The sequence below is a fragment of the Leisingera sp. ANG-M6 genome (assembly GCF_000813905.1).
Lineage (GTDB): Bacteria > Pseudomonadota > Alphaproteobacteria > Rhodobacterales > Rhodobacteraceae > Leisingera.
The window spans coordinates 97,964-118,264 of sequence record NZ_JWLG01000013.1; the positions used below are offsets into that span (position 1 = coordinate 97,964).

General features: G+C 62.1%; 16 protein-coding genes. 6 read left to right on the forward strand and 10 right to left on the reverse strand.

Going from position 1 to position 20,301, the window contains the following annotated elements; genetic code table 11:
* Nucleotides 1–15 precede the first annotated feature (15 nt).
* From RA24_RS10350 to RA24_RS10370, 5 genes are all read right to left on the reverse strand, one after another.
* Nucleotides 16–1,443, reverse strand: coding sequence for an amidase (locus tag RA24_RS10350; RefSeq protein ID WP_039191373.1), 1,428 nt, complete (start codon nt 1,441–1,443; stop codon nt 16–18).
* A gap of 10 nt (nt 1,444–1,453) precedes the next feature.
* Nucleotides 1,454–3,163 carry a dipeptide ABC transporter ATP-binding protein gene (locus tag RA24_RS10355; RefSeq protein WP_039191376.1) on the reverse strand — a complete coding sequence of 570 codons (1,710 nt, stop codon included), beginning with the start codon at nt 3,161–3,163 and terminating at the stop codon, nt 1,454–1,456.
* 3 nt (nt 3,164–3,166) lie between these two features.
* Nucleotides 3,167–4,042: an ABC transporter permease gene (locus RA24_RS10360; protein ID WP_052269577.1), complete on the reverse strand. Its 876-nt coding sequence runs from the start codon at nt 4,040–4,042 to the stop codon at nt 3,167–3,169.
* Nucleotides 4,039–4,986 carry an ABC transporter permease gene (locus tag RA24_RS10365; protein ID WP_039191378.1) on the reverse strand — a complete coding sequence of 316 codons (948 nt, stop codon included), beginning with the start codon at nt 4,984–4,986 and terminating at the stop codon, nt 4,039–4,041. The genes RA24_RS10360 and RA24_RS10365 overlap by 4 nt, the downstream gene beginning before the upstream one ends.
* A 64-nt stretch (nt 4,987–5,050) precedes the next feature.
* The gene (locus tag RA24_RS10370; protein WP_039191380.1) at nt 5,051–6,586 is read right to left on the reverse strand and encodes an ABC transporter substrate-binding protein; all 1,536 of its coding nucleotides are present in this window, start codon (nt 6,584–6,586) and stop codon (nt 5,051–5,053) included.
* 124 nt (nt 6,587–6,710) lie between these two features.
* On the opposite strand from RA24_RS10370, the gene RA24_RS10375 reads away from it, so the two are divergent.
* A complete protein-coding gene (locus tag RA24_RS10375) occupies nt 6,711–7,529 on the forward strand; it encodes a helix-turn-helix domain-containing protein (protein ID WP_039191383.1) in 819 nt (272 codons plus the stop codon).
* A gap of 248 nt (nt 7,530–7,777) precedes the next feature.
* Here the strand turns inward: RA24_RS10375 and RA24_RS10380 are convergent, their stop codons facing one another.
* The gene (locus RA24_RS10380) at nt 7,778–8,410 is read right to left on the reverse strand and encodes a tyrosine-type recombinase/integrase (protein WP_039191385.1); all 633 of its coding nucleotides are present in this window, start codon (nt 8,408–8,410) and stop codon (nt 7,778–7,780) included.
* 211 nt (nt 8,411–8,621) lie between these two features.
* Nucleotides 8,622–9,542, reverse strand: a complete 921-nt coding sequence (locus RA24_RS10385; RefSeq protein ID WP_082020352.1) for a LysR family transcriptional regulator — start codon at nt 9,540–9,542, stop codon at nt 8,622–8,624.
* A gap of 96 nt (nt 9,543–9,638) precedes the next feature.
* Here RA24_RS10385 and RA24_RS10390 point away from each other — a divergent pair, with 96 nt between their 5' ends.
* Nucleotides 9,639–10,535, forward strand: a complete 897-nt coding sequence (locus RA24_RS10390; RefSeq protein ID WP_052269578.1) for a TauD/TfdA dioxygenase family protein — start codon at nt 9,639–9,641, stop codon at nt 10,533–10,535.
* Between the two features lie 1,217 nt (nt 10,536–11,752).
* Here the strand turns inward: RA24_RS10390 and RA24_RS10395 are convergent.
* Nucleotides 11,753–12,655 carry a LysR substrate-binding domain-containing protein gene (locus RA24_RS10395; RefSeq protein ID WP_029205015.1) on the reverse strand — a complete coding sequence of 301 codons (903 nt, stop codon included), beginning with the start codon at nt 12,653–12,655 and terminating at the stop codon, nt 11,753–11,755.
* Between the two features lie 116 nt (nt 12,656–12,771).
* Between RA24_RS10395 and RA24_RS10400 the strand changes: the two genes are divergently transcribed.
* From RA24_RS10400 to pbfA, 4 genes are all read left to right on the forward strand, one after another.
* Entirely contained in the window at nt 12,772–13,959 is a 1,188-nt protein-coding gene (locus RA24_RS10400) for a 2-aminoethylphosphonate--pyruvate transaminase (protein WP_019298047.1), read from the forward strand.
* A gap of 20 nt (nt 13,960–13,979) precedes the next feature.
* Nucleotides 13,980–15,224: a phosphonoacetate hydrolase gene (gene phnA, locus RA24_RS10405; protein WP_039191389.1), complete on the forward strand. Its 1,245-nt coding sequence runs from the start codon at nt 13,980–13,982 to the stop codon at nt 15,222–15,224.
* A gap of 17 nt (nt 15,225–15,241) precedes the next feature.
* Nucleotides 15,242–16,690: a phosphonoacetaldehyde dehydrogenase gene (gene phnY, locus RA24_RS10410; protein WP_029205016.1), complete on the forward strand. Its 1,449-nt coding sequence runs from the start codon at nt 15,242–15,244 to the stop codon at nt 16,688–16,690.
* A gap of 79 nt (nt 16,691–16,769) precedes the next feature.
* Nucleotides 16,770–18,116 carry a (R)-1-hydroxy-2-aminoethylphosphonate ammonia-lyase gene (gene pbfA / locus RA24_RS10415; RefSeq protein ID WP_039191391.1) on the forward strand — a complete coding sequence of 449 codons (1,347 nt, stop codon included), beginning with the start codon at nt 16,770–16,772 and terminating at the stop codon, nt 18,114–18,116.
* A gap of 69 nt (nt 18,117–18,185) precedes the next feature.
* Here the strand turns inward: pbfA and RA24_RS10420 are convergent, their stop codons facing one another.
* A complete protein-coding gene (locus RA24_RS10420) occupies nt 18,186–19,553 on the reverse strand; it encodes an NCS1 family transporter (protein WP_241480932.1) in 1,368 nt (455 codons plus the stop codon).
* 22 nt (nt 19,554–19,575) lie between these two features.
* Nucleotides 19,576–20,274, reverse strand: coding sequence for an aspartate/glutamate racemase family protein (locus RA24_RS10425; RefSeq protein ID WP_039191394.1), 699 nt, complete (start codon nt 20,272–20,274; stop codon nt 19,576–19,578).
* Nucleotides 20,275–20,301: the final 27 nt, after the last annotated feature.

Below are 20,301 nucleotides of genomic sequence, written 5' to 3' on the forward strand. Positions count from 1 at the left end.
CGCAATGGCCCCCTGTTACAGGTTCGGGCGCCGTGCAGGGGTGTCCAGCCAGGGCATCTTCTGCTGCAGCACCGAGGCCACGTGGAAGGCCCGCGGGTCATCAAAGGCACGGGCCACGATCTGCACCCCAACCGGCCGCCCGTTGGCCCCGAGCCCGGCGGGCACCGCCAGCGCCGGCAGGCGCGACAGCATGTTGAATACGGCCAGCGTGTTCAGGTCGTATTCGCTGTCGAAATCCCGGTCTCCGATGGTGATGCGGTCCCAGGGTTTTTGCTCGGCAAGCATCTCGTAGCTGGCGAAGGCCGGGGAGACGAAGGCGTAGTATTCGTTCTCCATCATTGGCCCGAACCGGCTGTAGATGTCCGCCGCGGTGTCAAAGGCAGCGAGAAAATCCTCCGCTGTTGTCTTGGCCGCGCATTCGGCGAAGTACTTCGTGTAATCACAGACCTGATCCGGGTGCGCCTCGACTTCACGCGCCAGTGCGGCTCCCATCAGATGGTTAAGGTAATTCTTGCACCCCTCCCGCACCTCATGGCCCCAGCCGAGCTTCACCTCTTCCACGATCGCACCTGCGTCCGACAGCGCGTCCAGCACCTTGAAAGTCTGATCGGCAACGTCCTTCGTCACCACTTCATTGCTGATATCCAGACTGTAGCCAATGCGCTTGCCCTGCAGGCTGCCGTATTCCATCGGGATAGTCATCTTCTGCCGGACCGTAGCGATGTCCTGCGGGTGGTGGCCGGAAATCACGTTCTGCATCAGCGCGCAGTCGGCAACCGTCCGGGCCATGGCGCCGACGTGGCAATAAGGGTCCAAGTTGAAAGGCGCCGCATCCGGAACCCTCCCGTAAGGCGGCTTGAAACCAACCACCCCGCACATCGCCGCCGGGCCGCGGATCGAGCCGCCGATGTCCGAGCCGGTGGCCAAGGTGGTTGTGCCCGCCGCCAATGCGGCCCCCGCCCCACCGGAGGAGCCCGAGGGGGTGTAGTCCGGATTCCAAGGATTGCGGGTAACCCCGTGCAGGCGGGTTTCGGTTGTCCAGGCGCTGCAGAACTCAGGCGTGGCCGAGCGTGCATGGAAAATCGCGCCTGCATCGCGCAGCCGCTGTGCTACCGGGTGGGTTTCGTCAGCGACATAGTCCTTGTAGATCAGCGAGCCTTGGGTGTTGCGCTGCCCTTCCACGGACATCTCATCCTTGATGGCCACGGTGATACCTTCCAGCGGGCGGGCATCGCCGGGACGGTTCACATAGACCTCCTCGGCCGCCCGGGCAGCATCCATGGCTTGCTCGTAGAAGGTCTCGGTAAAGGCGTTGATCACCGGCTCTACAGTCTCGGCGCGGGCGAACTGCGCCTTCACCACCTCAACAGGCGACAGCTCGCCGGATTTGAACAGCGCGATCTGCTCGGTTGCGGGCAGGTAGCACAGGTCGAGATCGGACATGGCAAGGGTTTCATTCAACGGCATGGAGTTTTCTCTCTTGGTTGGGTGTCTGTTGGTCCGGCAGGGCGTGGTAAGACGCCGCGATCAGGCTTCGGGTGTAGTCGTGGCCGGCTCCGGCAAAGAGCCGGGCGGTGGGGCCGGTCTCGACCAGCTCGCCCTTCAGCATGACGATCATGCGGTCGGCGGCATGGCGGACGACGCTCATGTTGTGAGTGATCAGCAGGATCGACAGGCCCATCTGCTCCTGCAGCGCGTTCATCAGGTTCACCACCTCTCCCTGGACCGAGACGTCCAGCCCGGCGGTGGGCTCATCCGCGACTACCAGTGAAGGTGAGAGCGCCAGCGCCCGGGCCACGCCCGCGCGGCGCGCCTGGCCGCCCGACAGCTCATGCGGAAAGCGGTCGGCATAGGCTTCGCCAAGCCCGGCCTGGGTCAGCAGTTCAACGGCACGGGCACGGGTTGCTTCCGAACGGCGGCCATGCACGATCAGCGGCTCAACCACCTGATCAGCGATAGTTGCCCGGGGGGACAGCGATCCGGCCGGGTCCTGGAACATCATCGCAACCTGCTCGCGCGCGCGGCTCCAGCCTGCGGCATCCGCCCCAGTCAGTTCGCTGCCATTCAAGGTGATCCTGCCGCTGTCAGGGCGCACCAGCCCCATGATGGAGCGCGCCACCGTGGTCTTGCCCGAGCCGCTCTCGCCGATCAGCGCCAGCGTTTCGCCGCTGCGGATTTCAAAACTCACGTTGCGGACCGCCGGGATCTCCTCGCTCCAACCGCCCAAGGCCGGCGGCAGCAGGCCCGAGCGGGTGAAAGTGACCGACAGATCCTCGACCCGCAGAACCGGCGCGTCTTCCGCGCCGATCCGCTGTGGCGGGCCTTGCACGATCTGCACGGGATGCTCCAGCGCCTCGCTCATTGTGGGCAGCCGCCGGGTCGGTGTTTCGATCTGTGCCGGATCGCAGCGCAGCAGGGCCTTGGTGTAGTCATCCTGCGGACCGCTGAACACATCCTGCACTGGCCCAGCCTCGCGGATATCGCCGGACTTCATCACCAGCACCTCGTCGCAAAGCGACGCCACAACCCCCAGATGGTGGGTCACAAAGATGATAGCGCAGCCAGTCTCCCGCTGGAGCCGCCGCAACAGCTCCAGGATCTCCACCTCCAGCGTCGGGTCCAGCGCGGTGGTCGGCTCATCCGCCAGCACCAGATCCGGCCCCAGCATCAGCGCCATGGCGATGGACACCCGTTGGCGCTGGCCGCCTGACAGCTCATGCGGGTACATATTCATCCGCGCCGCCGGGTCCGGCAGGCTGACCCAGTCCAGCGCATCAATGGCACGCTGCCATTTCTCACGCTTGGACCAGGGCTCGCGGTACAGAAGATCGGTCATCTGCCGGCCGATGGTCAGCCCCGGCGCCAATGAGGTCATCGGGTCCTGCGAGATATAAGAGATCCGGGTGCCGCGCAGCGCCCGCATCCGTGCGGGCTGCAAGCGCAGCAGATCCTCGCCGTCAAACCAGACTTCGCCCGAATTCAGCGTGGCCGCATCCGGCAGCAGCCGGGTCAGCGCCCACAAAAGGGTGGATTTGCCCGAGCCGCTCTCGCCGACAATGCCCAGGGTCTGGCCGCGCCGCAGCGAGAACGAGGCCCATTTCACCGCCTGAACGGGGCCAAAGCGCACCGCGAGCTCGCAAACCTCCAGAAGCGTATCCGCCATGGCTCAGCCCTTTCCGCCAAGTTTCGGGTCAAAGGCATCGCGCAGCGCTTCGCCCAGGAAGGTGAAGCCCAGCGTTGCCAGCACCAGCGGAATGCCCCCCGCCACCACCAGCCACGGGGTGTGGCCGACGAAGTCGAAGCCGTCCTGCAGCATCAGACCCCAGCTGGAGGCAGGCGGCTTGACCCCCACGCCCAGGAAGCTGAGGCCAGCCTCGGCGGCAATGAAGGTTGGAATGTCCATCGAAGCGACGATCAGCACCGGGCCGATCACATTGGGCAGGATGTGGCGCGCCACGATGCGCACGCGGCTGGCGCCCATTGCCCGCAGCGCCTCGACATATTCGGCATTGGCCTGCGCCATCACCGAGGCCCGCATGATCCGCCCGTAATAGGGCACCGAGGTCGCCACCAGCAGGCCGACCAGCACCACCATGCCGCCGCCGAAGATCGGGCCGATGGCCAGCGCCAGGATGATCACCGGATAGGCACGCACGGTGTCGAATCCCAGGGTCAGCACATAATCCAGCCAGCGCGGCCCCATCGCCGCCGCCATCCCCAGGATGCCGCCGAGGATCACCGACAGTGCGGTGGACACCAGCGCCACGCTCAGCGCGATCCGGCCGCCGTAAAGCGCGCGGGACAGCACATCGCGGCCCAGCTGGTCGGTGCCCAGCCAATGGGCGGCGCTTGGCCCCTGCAGCTTGGAGGGGATGTCCATGGCATTGGGACCGTAAGGCGCAATCCACGGCGCCAGCACAGCAGAGAGGATCAGCAGCACCGCGAGCAGCAGCCCGAACATGCCCATCGGGTCTTGCATCAGCCGGACAAAGCCGCTGGAGCGCACCGGCCTGGCAACAGGTTGAATATCAGCCGCGGTCATTGCTCCTGGCCCTCCTTGAAACGGGGATCGATGATGGCGTTGAGAATGTCGGCGGCGGTGGTTGCCGCGATCAGCAGCGCGCTGGAGGCCAGCACCGCGCCCAGCGTCACCGGATAGTTGCGCAGGATCACCGCGTCATACATCAGCTTGCCGATGCCCGGGCGGGCAAAGACGATCTCGGCAAAAACCGCACTGCCCAGCATATAGCCGACGCCGACGCCCAGCACCGTGATGGTCGGCGCCACCGCCACCCGCAGCGCATAACGACAGATAATGCGCGGCTCGGTCAGCCCGAAGGAACGGGCATTGCGGATATAGTTGGCCGACAGCACCTCGATCATCGAGGCCCGCACCAGCCGGGCCAGATAGCCGACCCAGCCGATGCCAACCGCTATTGCGGGCATGATCAGGTGATGCAGCGTCGACCAGAAGCCGCCCTCGCCTGCGCCGATTGCCGGCAGCCAGCCTAAGCGCGCCGAAAACAGCAGCATGCCATAGATCGCGATGATGACTGATGGCACCGCGATCACGCTGACCGACAGCACTCCGATCAGCCGGTCGAACAGACCGTTGCGGCGCACCGCCGCCAGGCAGCCCAGCGGGATGCCAAGCCCCGCCGCCAGCAGCATCGCAGCTGCTACCAGCTGCACCGTATGCGGAAGATGCGCCAGCAGCACGTCTCTGACCGGCAGGCGGCTGCGCAGGTCGGTGCCCAGATCGCCCTGCGCAACCGCGCCCAGGTATTTCACGATCTGCACCGGCATCGGCCGGTCCAGCCCCAGCCGCTCGGCAAACTCAGCCTTGATCGCCGGAGTGGCCCGCGGCCCCAGCATGGCGCTGGCCGGATCACCCGGAGCCAGCTGCACCAGCACATAGAGCGACGAGACCGCCAGGACCAGAACAACCACCCCAAGACAGGTGCGGCGGAAGATATAGCCAAGCATATTGGAATTTCCTCGGAAGAAAGATCCGGGCGGGGCACGGGGCCGCCGCCCGGCAGGAGGGAGATCAGTCCGCGGCCTTCTTGAAGCCGGCAAAAACCGGGCGGCCGTCGGGCAGCACTGCCGGAACCACTTTGTCATTCCACAGAATGGTCAGCGGCTCATTGGTCAGGAACAGGAAGTTGCCGGACTCCACCATCAGGTCCTGCATCTTGGCGTAGAGCCGGCCGCGCTCTTGCTCATCGGTGCTGCGGCGCGCCTGCTCGACCAGGGCGTCATACTCCGGGCTGCTGAGGCCTTCCCAGTTCCAGACGCCAACCTGGTCAGAGGTGAAATACTGCATGGTGTAGATGCCGTCGGGATTGCCGGTCCAGGACTTCACATGCAGCTGCAGATCCGCCGCGCGGGCTTCATCAACGCTCCAGAAGGTGCCCTCATCCTGGCCATTCAGCTCAACAATCAGCCCGATCTCGGCCAGGTTGGCCTGGACGATCTGGGCAATGGTGGCGCGGTTGGCGGTGTTGACGAAATCCAGCCGCAGCACGGTTCCTTCGGCCCCCGCCTCGGCAATCAGCGCCCGGGCGCCCTCGACATCCCGCTGCTTTGGCGCGGCATCGCGGTAGCCCAGCAGCCCCGGCGCCACGATACCGGTGGCGTGATCCGCCCGCCCGTTCGAGATCGCTGCTAGAATGGTGGGCACATCCACGGCCTTCTGGATGGCCTGGCGTACGCGGATATCCGACAGCCCCTCGTAGGTCTCCGAAATGCCCATCCACAGCGGATCAAGCGAAGACCGCAGTTCGGTGTTGCCGGAACTCTTGGACCAGTTGTCATACTCCAGCGCCGAAGCGGCATAGGTGTAGTCTATCTCGCCCGCGTCAAAGGCCACCCGGGCGGCGTTGTCATCGGCAATTGCGATGATGGCCACTTCCTCGAACTCGGCCGTCGCGCCGCTCCAGTCCGGGTCTTTCTCCAGCATGAAGGGCTGGCCCGGCTCATGCGACTTGAACCTGTAAGGGCCCGCAGTTGCGACCGGGGTGGCCTCGAAATATCCCTCCGAAGCCTCGGCTGCCGCCTTGGAGATGATCGCACCCGAAGTGTAGGATAGTGTCGCGCTCCAGAACGCAGGCGACGGCGCGCTCAGATGAATGATGCCGGTGTATTTTCCGGTGACTTCAACATCTTCCAGCAGGGAAAACTCCGCGGAAACGCCGGACTCCAGATCCGGATCCAGATGGCGTTCAAAGGAGTATTCCACGTCCTCCGCAGTCAACTCGCCAAAGCCGCCGGACCACATGATGCCGGGCTTCAGCTCAAACGCGATGTGCTGCGGGTCCGAAAGATCAACCGACTTGGCAGCATCCAGTTCGGCCTGCCAGCTGTCGCCCGCCGCATATTTGGCCAGCCGCGGATAAAGATTGTCGATCAGCAACTGCTCCGAGCTGGACCCCCAATAGGCCGGGTCCAGGTATCCCGGATCTGCAGCCACCGCTATGCGGAGGGTTTCGGCCTGGGCGGCCCCCGCTGCAGCAGCCCATAATGCGGCGGCTGTGCTGGCACATGCGGATGCACGCTTGGCCCGGTCTTTGGCAGTTTGGGTCATTTTCCTCTCCGTCTGTTGGCATCTTTTCCATCAGTCTAGAGGGCAGCCGGCCCGCAAATCACGCACTGTCAGGCTCCAAAAATTAAGCTGGACGAAGCTAAAGAGCATAATTTAGCATAAAAACATGTCTGAAACCCGTCTCTCCGCCAACCTCCGGCTGCTGTGCAGCTATGGCCGTTCTGTGTCCGATGTATGCCGTCGAATCGGCATCAACCGGCAGCAGTTTAACAAATACCTCACTGGCCAGACGGCGCCGTCTCTGGCAACCCTGCGCCGGATCTGCGACTTTTTTGGAGTGGATGAGGCCGAGATCCTGCAAGAGCATTCTGCCTTCGCCAAACTGGTCCGCTTGCGCCCGCCGGTTCTGAACCGCTCCGAGGATCCGCTGGCTGCGCAAATGGAGAAGGTCCTCCGCCGCGACCGCTGCAATACTGCCCTGCTGGAACGCCATTCGGGATACTACCACATCTACATGAGCCCGGATCCATCGAAGAACTACCTGCTCAAAAGCGTTGGGCGCATTTTTGGCAACGGGCAGGAATGGTTTTCCAAGGAACTAGAGCGGTATGAAGATGATGAGTTTGCTGTTCCGTCAACGCTGAAGCACTCAGGCCTTGTGTTCGAGGCGCACAGGCGGATCTTCATAACCAGCCGCGAGCAGGGCCAAGGCAGCGGCATGTGGACCACTGCCCTGATTTCGTCGGACTACGAAGAGCCGTCGTTTCTTCCGGGGCTGCTCCAAGGCATCGAACCGGAAGGCGGGCACATGCTGTATGGCACCCGCGTGGTCTGGGAGTATCTCGGCAAGTCACCGGATCTTCGGAAGGTTCTGCAGCAGTGCGGAGCCTACAAGAGCGGCAATTCCGAAGTGCCCGAATTCGTCCGCAACTCCATTTTTGCAACGAATAGTCCGTATTCTACCATCTTGAGTGCCGGCTTCTAGCCGTAGCAAAATGAAGCCTTCTAACAGCTTGAAGCAGACATCGGAGTGAAGTCTCTGTTGCGCGGAGGGCTGTTTTTCTATCCCCGCGGCGGCGAGGGCATCGACGCAGTTGCTGCGAATTTCGTGCTGCAGCGCGTGCTGTGAAAGTTCGAAACCATCCGAGATGGACTCGACCCGGCCCACTGCTGCGGCGCGAACGCAGGTTCGGTCCGGGCTGGCGAACGGCAAGAGCCGCCCGCCAACGTGGTTCAAATGTCGATTTGCTCGGCGATGCTCAGTGCATCTTCAAGTTCGACGCCAAGGTATCTGACGGTGCTGTCAACCTTTGTGTGCCCGAGCAGGAGTTGAACTGCCCTGAGATTTCCGGTTTTGCGGTAGATTTCCGCTGCTTTGGTCCGGCGCAGCGAATGGGTGCCGTATCCGCTGGGCTCCAGCCCGATCGCCGCCACCCAATCCCGCACAAGCCGGCCATATTGGCGCGTTGAGATATGCGGGCGGTCGTGAAACCGGCTGGGAAACATGAAGCGGCAGCCGATCATTCCCGGCGACTTGATCCATGCGGCAATGGTATCCCGAGTGTTTTCAGAGAGTTCGAACTGAACGGGCCGCTTGGTTTTGCTCTGGATCACGGACACTCTTTCGCGAACGCGATCATCCCTCACCAGGTCGGTTACAGCCAATTTCACCAGATCGCATCCGCGAAGCTTGCTATCAATTGCAACATTGAACAGCGCAAGATCGCGCAGGTTGCCCGTCATTTCGAGCCGCGCTCGGATCGCCCAGACCTGTTTCGGCAACAGTGGTCGTTTCTGGCCGATGATCCGGCCCTTGTTCCAGGCTCTTCGTTTCGGGGTGACAGCGGGAAGTTGGACTCTTGGCATAGTGCTCCCTCCAATCCTCCCGCCAAGCCCAGACATCAGCACCGCGCTGACGCCCCAGTTTACTGGTGATTTGAATGGCCGTTGTCCGGTTGCGTGTTCTTTGGGAAACGCCGCGGATGCATTGGGCCGGTCTGAGCCCTAAAACGATTTTGCCGAAAGTGTTCCTTCGCGGTTGGTTTTGCTCTTATTCAGCGGCAACGGCTAAGTCCGATTACCTGCCTGCCTCGGCGACGAACCAGTCCAGCAGCCTCTGCTGAAAACGCGCAGTGCTTCCTGTGTCCCGGTATTCCAGAAAGTAGCCAGCACCGTTCCGGTGAAGGCCCCGCCCGATTTGCACCAGTTCGCCGGAATCAACCTTGTCTGCAGCCAGGTGCTGCCAAGCCAATGCGACCCCGGCACCATCTGCCGCCGCCTGCAACATGAACTGGTAGCTGGGGTAGCGGAACACCTGATCCGGAGCGGTGTAGCCGATGCCGGAGGCGGCAAACCATTCGGGCCAGCCTGCGAACTCCATTGCACGTTCCTCATAGTGCAAAAGATCCGGTCGGATCAACACTGATGGATCCTCCGAGGCGTTCTGGAGCGCAGGATTGCGATCCAGATATTCCTGGGAGCACACCGGAAATGTCACCTCCTCAAACAGCTGCCTTCGCGGCCATCCGGCCCAGCCCTGCGGCCGCCAGTGGGCGATCATATCGACACTGTCAGGGTCGATGTCATCCAGCCAATGGGACACCGCAAGACTCACCTGCACATCCCCCATCGCGTGCCTCAAACTAGAAAACCGGGGGAGCAGCCAGCAGTTGGCAAAGCTCTGAGTGCAGGCTAGGCGCAGGCCACCGGTACCGGCGGTTCCAGCTGTTTTGCGGATGGCTGCATCGATATGCGACAGGCCCAGGTTCACCGCATTCGCCAGATCCCGGCCCTGTCTGGTCACCGTCAGCTTGTTGTGTTTCCGGGCAAAGAGCTGCACCCCGAGCTGATCCTCCAGATTGGCGATATGGCGGCTGACGGCAGGCTGGCTGAGGCCCAGATGCTCGCCGGCCTTCGTGAAGCTGCCAAGCCGCACGGATGCCTCAAGAACAGGAAGCGCATTGAGCAGGTGCTGGGTACGTCGGAAACGGCCTTGCATAACGAAAAGCTATGAGAGGCATGCAGAATTAGCAAGTTTATTTGCTGGAATTCTTTCGTAGGATACTGTCAGCAGATGCAAGCACAGGAGCAGATAATGCCGCTCTCACTCGAAATCAGCCCTTTGACAGACAGCTTTGGCGTCGTCGTTCATAACTTCGATCTTTCAAAGACCTCAGCAGAGAAGGATTACCCCGAACTGCGGAAGCTTTTCGAAGATCACTCTGCGCTGCTGTTTCGCAACCAGTCGCTGCCGCCGGAAGATCACCTGCGGCTGGCACAGATGTTCGGCCCCATTGAGGACCGGAAAAAGGATGAGCGGCAGCCGGGTGCGGCGCCGGAGGTGTCGCTGGTATCCAATGAAACGGACGCGGGCGTCACAGGGGAAATGGACCTGCACACTCTGCATCTGAAAGCAAACCAGCAGTGGCATATCGATTCCACCTTCATGCCGGTTCCTTCGCTGTGCAACATCCTGGCGGCCAAGGTTGTGACAACAGAGGGCGGCCAGACAGAGCTAGCCTCCACCCGCGCGGCCTGGGCTGCGATGCCCGAGGATCTCAGACAGCGGATCAAAGGACGGATCCTGGGTCACAACTACCGCCGGTCGCGAGAGCGGATTTCGATGGAACTGGCCAATCTTCCCATGTTCAACAAATGGCCCGCGCAAAGGTGGCCTGCGGTCTGGGCAAATCCCGTCAACGGGCAGGAGGCGCTGTATATTGCATCGCATGTGTTCGAGGTGGAAGGGCTTAGCCCGGCGGAAGGCGATGCGCTCGTGGATGAGCTGATCGCCTTCTGCACCCAGCCGCAGTTCGTGTATTCTCACCGGTGGCAGGTTGGCGATGTTCTCATGTGGGACCAAAGGGCAACGCTGCATCGCGGTATGCCCTGGCCCTATGAGCAGCCGCGCACCCTTGCCAGCGTTTGCTGTTCGATGACTGGCAGCGACGGCTTGGTGGCAGCGCGCAAGGCGATTGGCCGGGCAGGCTGAACCTAATAGGGCTTCAGGCGGCAGTATCAGGATCCAGCGGGGCAAGTCCGGCCATTTTCATATGCGGTGAATGGCCGGACTGTCCAGCAACCTATGAGTTGCCGCCTCAATCTTTGCTGCGCCTTGCACCAATGACCGGTTTTCCATCCGCCTTACAGCGCCATGAACAAAGCTGATGCAGCGATTTTCTCGCTGCGAGCGCGCGCAGCGAGACATAGCAATGACCGCCTCGGGCTCGTTGCCGCCTTGCGGCGGTGCAGAAACCAACTGGCCCAAATGGTCGCTGGAGTGTCAGCTTCCACCGATGGCACCACAAGATCTCGCACTTGCGGAGAAAGTCCGCATACCGCCCGATCTGCATATGCTAGCCCGCCTGGCTGGTGACCAGGTATGGGACCGCTTTGGGCTGGCTCGAGCGATCACAACTTGCCTGGGGTAGGCTGCTGCTGGATTTTCGGTGCTGTGCCGCCGCATGGCGGCAGAGAGCCCTCACCAGTCATTGGTCAGCTTACGCCTCCTCGCTCGTGCAGCGAGCCGTGAACTGCGTAACGCCGTCATTCAAATACTACTAACGAATAGGAGAGGGGGCTGAGTTGAGCTTTGCTGCCGTTCAAAATTTGAACCATAGTAAGGAAAGTCTGTAGCTATTTGCCCTGAGGGAACGTCGCGATGCGGTTAGAAATTGAAGAAAGCGTTTTCTTGTCCGGGCACGGCTGTACATCAGATCAATATTTGATTTGGCCACGCGACTTCCCACAGAGCATCCTCGAAAAACTCACCCTAGATCAAAGCTATACCATAAGGTGTGAAATCGAAAACCAGGGCTCAATAATCTTTGTTGGAGAAGCTTTTATTAAGCGCCGTCAACAGTCAGGCCCTGCGGACGTGCTAGTTGTTATGGTGTCCGAAATAGACCTTGGAAAACTCATACCCGCTGCCACTATCGAACTAGATTTAGGCACATTGAATTGATACATCGGGCTCGAAGCCCGATTTCGCCGCGCGCGGCACGAATGTCTGCTTCCGCCGAAGGAAAACTTACGAGTCGCAAAAGGTAACATTGCTGCGTCGGCTGTAAATATTTCTCTTTAAAATCAAACAACCAAGTTCCCCAAAAAGGAAAAACTATGTGTCGCCCGACACTAAAATTTCAGGCGATGCCTCATAAACCCTTGTGCTGACGTGCTGCCCGGGGTGAACGGCCGATGTCCTTGTCTTCAGCCTGGGTGCACAGTGTTTTGCAGGGTATCCCTATCGGCCTGAACACTTTTGGCAAACTCCATAAAGGCGCGGATCACCCGGACGTCGCGGCGCTGGGTCAGGTAGATGATGCTTTCGCTCATCTCCAGATCCGCATCGCGCAGGCCGTATTTGACCAGGCGGTTGTCATGGCCGAACTCGGCCTCGGAGACAAACCCGATGCCGGCACCGGAGGCCACAAGCTCACGCACGGCCTCGCGGCCTTCGGCGACGATCGCGGGCTTCAGGCGGATGCCGTGTTCGCGGGCGGCCATCTCCACTTTCTCACGGGTCTTTGAGCCTTCCTCGCGGAAGACCAGCGGAAGCTGCGCCAGTTCCTGGAACGAGAGAGCCGTTTGCGAAGCCATCAGCAGTCCGCGGGCGGCAAAGGCGACGATGCCGGTGGCGCCGAGGTTCAGCACGCTCATGTCCTTGCCCGGAGACAGGCTGCCGGCCACGCCGATTTCGGCATTATAGGCGCGCAGCTCGTCAATGATTTCACCAGTGTTTCCGGCCCGCAGAGAGATCACGACATTCGGATAGCGTTTCTGGAACGGGCCCAGGAAACCGGTCATGTGCTGGGCGGAGTCCGCGATGATGCGCAGTTCCCCTTCCACCGCGGCGCGGGTGGCTGACAGATAGTCCCCGATCTGGGTTTCGACCTCGAAATACTGCTTGGTCAGATGCAGCAGCTCCTCGCCCGCTTCTGTCAGGAACACCCGCTTCTTCTCGCGCCGGAACAGCAGCAGATCGTGGTCCTGTTCCAGCTTGCGGACCTGTTCGGAGACTGCGGGCTGGGTCAGGCGCAGCGCCTCTGCAGCGCGGGAAAAGCCGCCCAGGAGGGCCACGTGGTGAAAGGCCTTGAGCTGTGAATGGCGCATGATCCGTCCCTGTGACTTTGTATAGGCATGGCCTATCATTGAATTGTTTTTTGCAATTTTACATATGATTGAGGCTGGCGCAATCATGCTCTCGAACCATGCATTGGAGACAGGCAATGACCGCTTCCGCACCGCAGATTGACCCGCCTTTTCTAGGCGAACCTTACCTCCTGACCCCTGGGCCGCTGACCACATCCTATGAGGTGAAACAAGCCATGCTGCGGGACTGGGGCAGCTGGGACGACGACTTCCGCGCCATGACCCGCGACATGCGCAGCCGCCTGCTGGCGCTGTTGGGGGAGGGGGCTGGCGAATATGACTGCGTGCCGATGCAGGGCTCCGGCAGCTTTGCGGTGGAGGCGATGCTGGCGTCCTTTGTGCCGCGGGACGGTAAGGCGCTGGTGCTGGCCAATGGCGCCTACGGGCTGCGCTCGGCGCAGACGCTGCAATACCTGGGCCGCGCCTATCAGCTGCTGGACAAGGGCGATTACCTGCCGCCGCGCGGCGATGAAGTGGCGCAGATCCTGGCAAATGATCCGTCGATCACCCATGTGGTGGCGATCCACTGCGAAACCTCCTCGGGCATCCTGAACCCGGTGGAGGAGATTTCCGAGGCCGTCTATGCCGCGGGCCGCAAGCTGCTGATCGATTCGATGTCAGCGTTTGGCGCCATTGAACTGCAGCCGTCGCAGATCCGCTATGAAGCGATGGTGTCCTCGGCCAACAAATGCATTGAGGGCGTGCCGGGCTTCGGCTTTGTCATTGCCCGCAAGGCGGAGCTGGAAGCCGCCAGGGGCAACAGCCATTCGCTGTCCCTGGATGTGCATGCGCAATGGGCGCATATGGAAAAGACCGGCCAATGGCGGTTCACCCCGCCGACCCATGTGGTTGCGGCTTTCCTTGAGGCGCTCAAGGCGCATGAGGCTGAAGGCGGCGTCGCGGGGCGCGGCGGCCGCTATACCCGCAACCGCGATGTGATGGTTGCTGGCATGCGCGATCTGGGGTTCGAGACGCTGCTGCAGAACCGCTGGCTGTCGCCCATCATCGTCACATTCTTTTGCCCTGCGGATGCGAATTTCGTCTTCGACCGCTTCTACGATCTGATGAAGGAAAAGGGCTTTATCATCTACCCGGGCAAACTGACAGTTGTGGACAGTTTCCGCGTCGGCTGCATTGGGCAGATGGATGAACACGTGATGCGGCAGGTCGTGTCTGCCGCCAAGGAAACACTTGCCGAAATGGGCGTCGCCAGCGCGGCCCCGCCCGCCGCGGCGCTGGAAGAACGCGCCAAACTGGCTGCCTGAGACATAAAGGACTTCGACATATGACCATTCAATCCCCCGTCGTGGCAAACGGCCGCGCCTATGATGTGCCCAAGACCTGCGCGATTGCCATCTGTCTGGACGGCTGCGAGCCGGAGTATCTGGACAAGGCAATTGCTGACGGTCTGATGCCCACGCTCAAGCGGATGCGCGCGGACGGCACCGACCGGCTGGCGCATTCGGTGGTGCCCTCGTTCACCAACCCCAACAACCTGTCGATTGCGACAGGCCGTCCGCCGGTGGTGCACGGGATCTGCGGCAACTACCTGATCGACCCGGACACCGGCGAAGAGGTGATGATGAACGACGTGCGCTTTTTGCGGGCGCCGACGGTGTTCAAGGCGTTCTATGACGCTGGCGCGCGGGTGGCCGTGGTCACTGCCAAGGACAAGCTGCGAGCGCTCTTGGGGGCAGGCCTGGAGTTCGGCGACGACCGAGCCAAGTGCTTCTCTGCAGAAAAATCCGACACTTCGACCGCAGCCGAGCACGGACAGGAGAAAGCCAGCGAGTGGCTGGGCATGGCGCAGCCGGAGGTCTACTCGGCTGAACTCAGCGAGTTTGTCTTTGCCGCCGGTGTGAAGCTGCTGAAGGAATGGGCGCCGGATGTGATGTATCTGACCACCACCGACTATGTGCAGCACAAGTACAGCCCCGATCAGGCGGAGGCCAAGGCCTTCTATGCGATGTTTGACAAGTATCTGACCGAACTGGATGCACTGGGCGCTGCCATCGTGGTGACCGCCGACCACGGCATGAAGCCCAAGCACCACGCCGACGGCTCCCCCAGCGTGATCTATGTGCAGGACCTGATGGATGACTGGCTGGGCGAGGGCCAGGCCCGGGTGATCCTGCCGATCACCGACCCCTACGTGGTGCATCACGGCGCGCTCGGCTCCTTTGCCACCTGCTACTTGCCAGAGGGCGCGGACCGGGCGGAGATCATGGAGCGGCTCGCGGGTTATGACGCGATTACCGATGTGCTGACCCGCGAGGAGGCGGTGGCCCGGTTCGAGCTGCCCGCCGACCGGATCGGCGACATCATCCTGGTTTCGGGCGAGAACATCTGCATCGGCACGTCTGAGCACCGCCACGATCTGGCCGCACTCAATGAACCGCTGCGCAGCCATGGCGGGCTGACCGAACAGGAGGTACCCTTCATCTGCAACCGCGTCCTGCCGCTGCCGGAGCGCCCGGTGCTGCGCAACTTTGATGCGTTTTTCTATGCCGCGCAGGCGGCGGCGCTGTAACCATGAAGGATCAGGCGATGAGCGATACCGAAATCCGCAACGAGGGCATGCGCATCGGCGGCGAGGTGGTCTTTACCGAGGAAACCGTGCCGGTTCTCTACCCCTATACCAACGAGGTGGTGGGCCATGTGCCGGCCGGTCAGGCCGAGCACGCCCGCAAGGCGTTTGAGATTGCCGCGAACTATACGCCCAAGCTGACCCGCTACGAGCGCAGCCAGATCCTGCAGCGGGCAGGGGAGCTGATCGGCGAGAAGCGCGAGTGGCTGGCCAAATGGCTGACGCTGGAGCTGGGCATCTGCCACCAGCACGCGATCTATGAGACCAAGCGCGCCCAGGACGTCTATCAGTTTGCCGCTGCCGAGGCGCTGAAGGACGATGGCGAGATCTTTTCCTGCGATCTGACGCACAACGGCAAGGCGCGCAAGATCTTCACCAAGCGCGAACCGGTCAAGGCGATCTCGGCGATCACCCCGTTTAACCACCCTTTGAACATGGTCAGCCACAAGATCGCGCCTGCCATTGCCACCAACAACTGCATGGTCTGTAAGCCGACCGAACTGACGCCGCTGACCTGCATTGCGCTGGCCGATATCCTGTACGAAGCGGGGCTGCCGCCGGAGATGTTCCAGGTGGTCACGGGCTGGCCCAAGGACATTGGCGACGAGATGATCACCAATGAAAACATCGACATCATCACCTTCACCGGCGGTGTGCCGGTGGGCAAGATGATTGCCGAAAAGGGCGTCTACAAGCGCCAGGCGCTGGAACTGGGCGGCAACGATCCGTTGATCGTGCTGAATGATCTGTCCGATGCCGATCTGGAAAAGGCGGCCACCATTGCCGTGGCGGGCGCCACCGGCAACTCCGGCCAGCGCTGCACCGCGATCAAGCGCATCCTGGTGCAGGAAAGTGTCGCGGAGCGCTTCGTGCCGCTGGTTCTGGAAAAAGCCAAGAAGATCAAGTTCGGCGATCCGCAGGATCCCGAGACGGAACTCGGCTGCGTCATCCACGACAAGGCGGCGGAGCTGTTCGAGAAACGCGTCTATATGGCTGAGGCCGAGGGGGCCGAGATCCTCTACCACCCTGGCCGCCAGGGCGCGCTGCTGCCGCCGATCGTGGTCGACAAGGTGCCGCACAACAGCGAGTTGGTGATGGAGGAGACCTTTGGCCCGATCGTGCCCATCGTCCGGGTGCCGGATGATGATGCCGAAGTAATGCGGATCTCCAACTCGACCGAGTTCGGCTTGTCCTCGGGTGTCTGCACCAACGACCTGAACCGGGCAATTGCCTATATTAACGGTCTGGACGTGGGCACCTGCAACATTTGGGAGCAGCCCGGCTACCGGATCGAGATGTCCCCTTTCGGCGGCATCAAGGACTCGGGCAATGGCGTCAAGGAAGGTGTGATCGAGGCGATGAAATTCTTCACCAACGTGAAGACCTATTCACTCCCCTGGCCGGAATAACACCGGCCCGCCGGGGCTGGCTCCACCTGGCCCCGGCCTTTTTAGCTTTCTCTTTTGACCCCCTGAACGGAGGCACCACATGCTCGTCCATACGGAAGGTGAATCCAACACGTCCGAGGCCCGCAAGGCCTGGCTGAAAACATCCATCGGCCCCAATTCCGCACCGCTGCTGGAGCGGGATGCGGATGCCTTCCTGCACCAGAGCCTGTCCAGCCCCTGCGTCAGCACCATCGCCAAGGCCGAGGGTATCTGGATCGAGGATATGGACGGCCGCCGCTACATGGATTTCCACGGCAACTCTGTGCACCATCTGGGCTATGGCCACCCCAAGCTGGTCGCCGCGATCAAGCAGCAACTGGACGACCTGCCCTTTGCACCGCGCCGCTTCACCAATGAACCCGCAGTGGAATTGGCAGAGAAGCTGGCGGCAATCACCCCCGGCGATCTGGGCAAGACCCTGTTCACCACCGGCGGATCCGACGCCAACGAGGTGGCGCTGAAAATCGCCCGCGCCGCCACCGGTCGGTTCAAGACGCTCAGCTTCTGGGACGCTTTTCATGGCGCGGGTTTCGGGGCCGCTTCGGTCGGGGGGGAGGCCACCTTCCGCAGCCATATCGCAGGGCCCTTGCTGCCGGGAACGGAGCATGTGGCGCCGTTCAGCCCGTCAAACTGCGCCTATGGCCACAAGTCGCTGGAGGCCAGCGCCGAGGCCTGCGCGCGGATGATCGACTATGTGCTGGGCCGCGACGGCGACTATTGCGCCTTCATCGCCGAGGCGATGCGTGCGGTCCCGAATGTGCCGCCGCCGGGGTTCTGGAAATCGGTGCGCGAGATCTGCGACAAGCATGGCGTGCTGCTGATCCTGGATGAGATCCCCACCGGGCTGGGCAAGACCGGGCAGATGTTCTCCTTCCAGCATGACGGGATCGTGCCGGACATCCTGACGCTGGGCAAATCGCTGGGTGGCGGCATTCTGCCCATCGCTGCCTGCGTGGCGCGGCGCGATCTGGATGTCTGCGGAGATTTCGCCATCGGCCATTACACGCATGAGAAAAACCCGGTGACTGCCCGCGCCGCCCTGACGACGCTTCAGATCCTCGAGGAGGAAGGGCTGGTGGAACGTGCTGCCGAGCTGGGACGCCACGCGCTGGAGCGGCTGCGCGATGCGCTGGGCCAGGTGGCCATCGTCGGCGACATCCGCGGCCGCGGGCTGATGTTCGGGGTGGAGATTGTCGAGGACCGCCAGACCATGGCACCCGGCATCACCAAGGCAGAGCAGATCTATTATGCCTGCCTTGAGGCTGGCCTCAGCTACAAGATCAGCCAGGGCAGCGTGCTGACCCTGTCGCCGCCGCTGACCATCTCCCGCGAGGATCTGGACCGGGCGCTCGATATCGTGATTGCCGCGGTGAAGGCGGCTGTCTGATCCGGCATTTCGGCGCACAGGAAAAGCCCCGCCATCGGCGGGGCTTTCCATTTGCCTGGTGCCTTGCGGTCAGTCCAGGAACCGTTTGGCGGCCGGCAAGTGCTGCATCAGCAGGTAGTAGGAGACACCGGCGGGCAGCAGGCTGGCGTACCAGGAGATGCCGGAGAAGATCAGCGCTGCTGCAACCCCGATGCCCATGGCGATGACCGCGGCCCAGTTCACCCCCTGGTAGGGGCCGGTTTCATCGTAAAGCTTGTCCAGATCCAGCTTCTGCTTGCGCAGCACGAAGTAGTCCACCACCAGGATCGCAAAGATCGGGCCCAGGAAGGCGGAATAGGTCTGGATGAACAGGCTGAGGCCAGCGGCGGATTCATCCTTGACCAGCTCCCAGGGGAAGGTGGCGAAGGCCAAGAGGCCGACGATAACGGCGGAGGTCTTGAACTTGATCTTGAAGATATCCATCAGTGCGTAGGCCGGCGGCACCACGTTGTTCAGGATGTTGGTGGTGACCTGCGCAAAGGCGATGAACAGCAGGGTGATGACCAGCAGCGGCTTGTTGTCGACGGCGCTGGAGAACACCTTGATCGGGTCGACCTCGCCGGTGGCGCCGGAGACCATCAGGCCGATCAGCCCCATAAACAGTGTCGCGGGCAGGATCGAGTTGGCATAGATCGCCACCTGGCGGAACGGGCCGACGTTGCGGCGCAGCTCGCGCGAGTAGTCGGAGACGTTCAGCATCATGGTGCTGTAGATGCCCAGGAACAGCATGGTGGCTCCCCAGAAGGGCGCGCCCCAGGTGCCTTCGACATTGACCAGATTGGCGGAGATTTCCTCGCCGTATTTGCTGATCACGCTGAAGAACATGTAGACCAGCGAGCCGATGATGAAGACGGAGCCGATGTTCTCCAGCCATTTGATGCCGTGAAAGCCCAGTACCGACAGGCCGATCTGCAGCAGCTGGAAACCGATGAAGAACACCACGATGTTGTCGTAGCCGAACAGCGTGTCGGAGACGAGGTTCAGGGCGCCTGCGCCGATCCAGCTCTGGAAACCGAACCAGACGATGGCGGGAACGGAACGCACCAGCGCGGGGAGGCGGGTGCCGGCAAAGCCGAAGGCAGAGCGTGCCTGCACCATGAAGGGGATGCCGTATTTGTGCCCGGCCTGGCCGTTGATCATCAGCGCGAGGCCGATCACGGTGCAGCCGATAGCGATGGCGACAAAGGTTTGCAGCAGGTTCAGTGTGCCCACCAGGCCGGAGCCGATGGTGAAGGTGCCGATCGACACGCAGCCGCCCAGCCAGGCAAAGAGATAGGACCACGGATCCATGATCCGCGTTTCCTGCGGTGCAAGGCTCTCCTCCCCGATGCCCTTGCTGCTGTGGTCCTCTGTTACACCGCCGGGGCTGGCGGCTTCCAGTTCTGCGTTCATGGTCATGTTGTCCTCCCTGACGATACCATTATTTCCGGTTGGGGCGCGCATAGGCGTTGATCTTGCTGGTCTTCAGGCCGCAGCCCGCCAGCGCCTCGATCATCCGCGTTGCCGCGCTGACCCCGTCGATGACGGGAATGCCTGTTTCCTGGCTGAGCCATGCCGTGAGATCGGCCATGCCGGCACAGCCCAGCACCACCGCTTCGCAATGGTCCTCCTCGATGGCGCGCAGGATCTCGGCGCGGATTTTCTGGCGCGCGTCTGATCCTTCCTCCTCCAGCGCCAGCACCGGGATCGCGGCAGAGCGCACCCGGCGGCACTGGTGGCTGAGGCCGTAGCCGTGGACCAGATGTTCGATCACCGGCACTGCGCGAGGCAGAGTGGTGACCACGGTGAAGGAGGTTGCCAGCATGCTGGCGGCTTTCACCGCCGCTTCGCAAATGCCCAGCACCGGGCCGGTGGCCAGTTCGCGGCAGGCGCCGATGCCGGGATCGTCGAAACAGGCGACAACGATGCCGTCCACGCCCTGCTCCTCGCCCGCCGCCACCTGTGCCAGCAGGCCGGGCAGCGACATCGCCTCGTCGAAATGGCCTTCGATGCTGGCGGGCGCACCTGCTGCGGTGGCACCCATGATGGTGACACCGGGGCTGGCAGCGGCCTCCGCGGCCGCGACGATCTTCCGCGTCATCGACTCGGTCGAGTTGGGATTGACGACCAGGATTTTCATGCGCTCCTCCTTTGTTGTCATTTATTG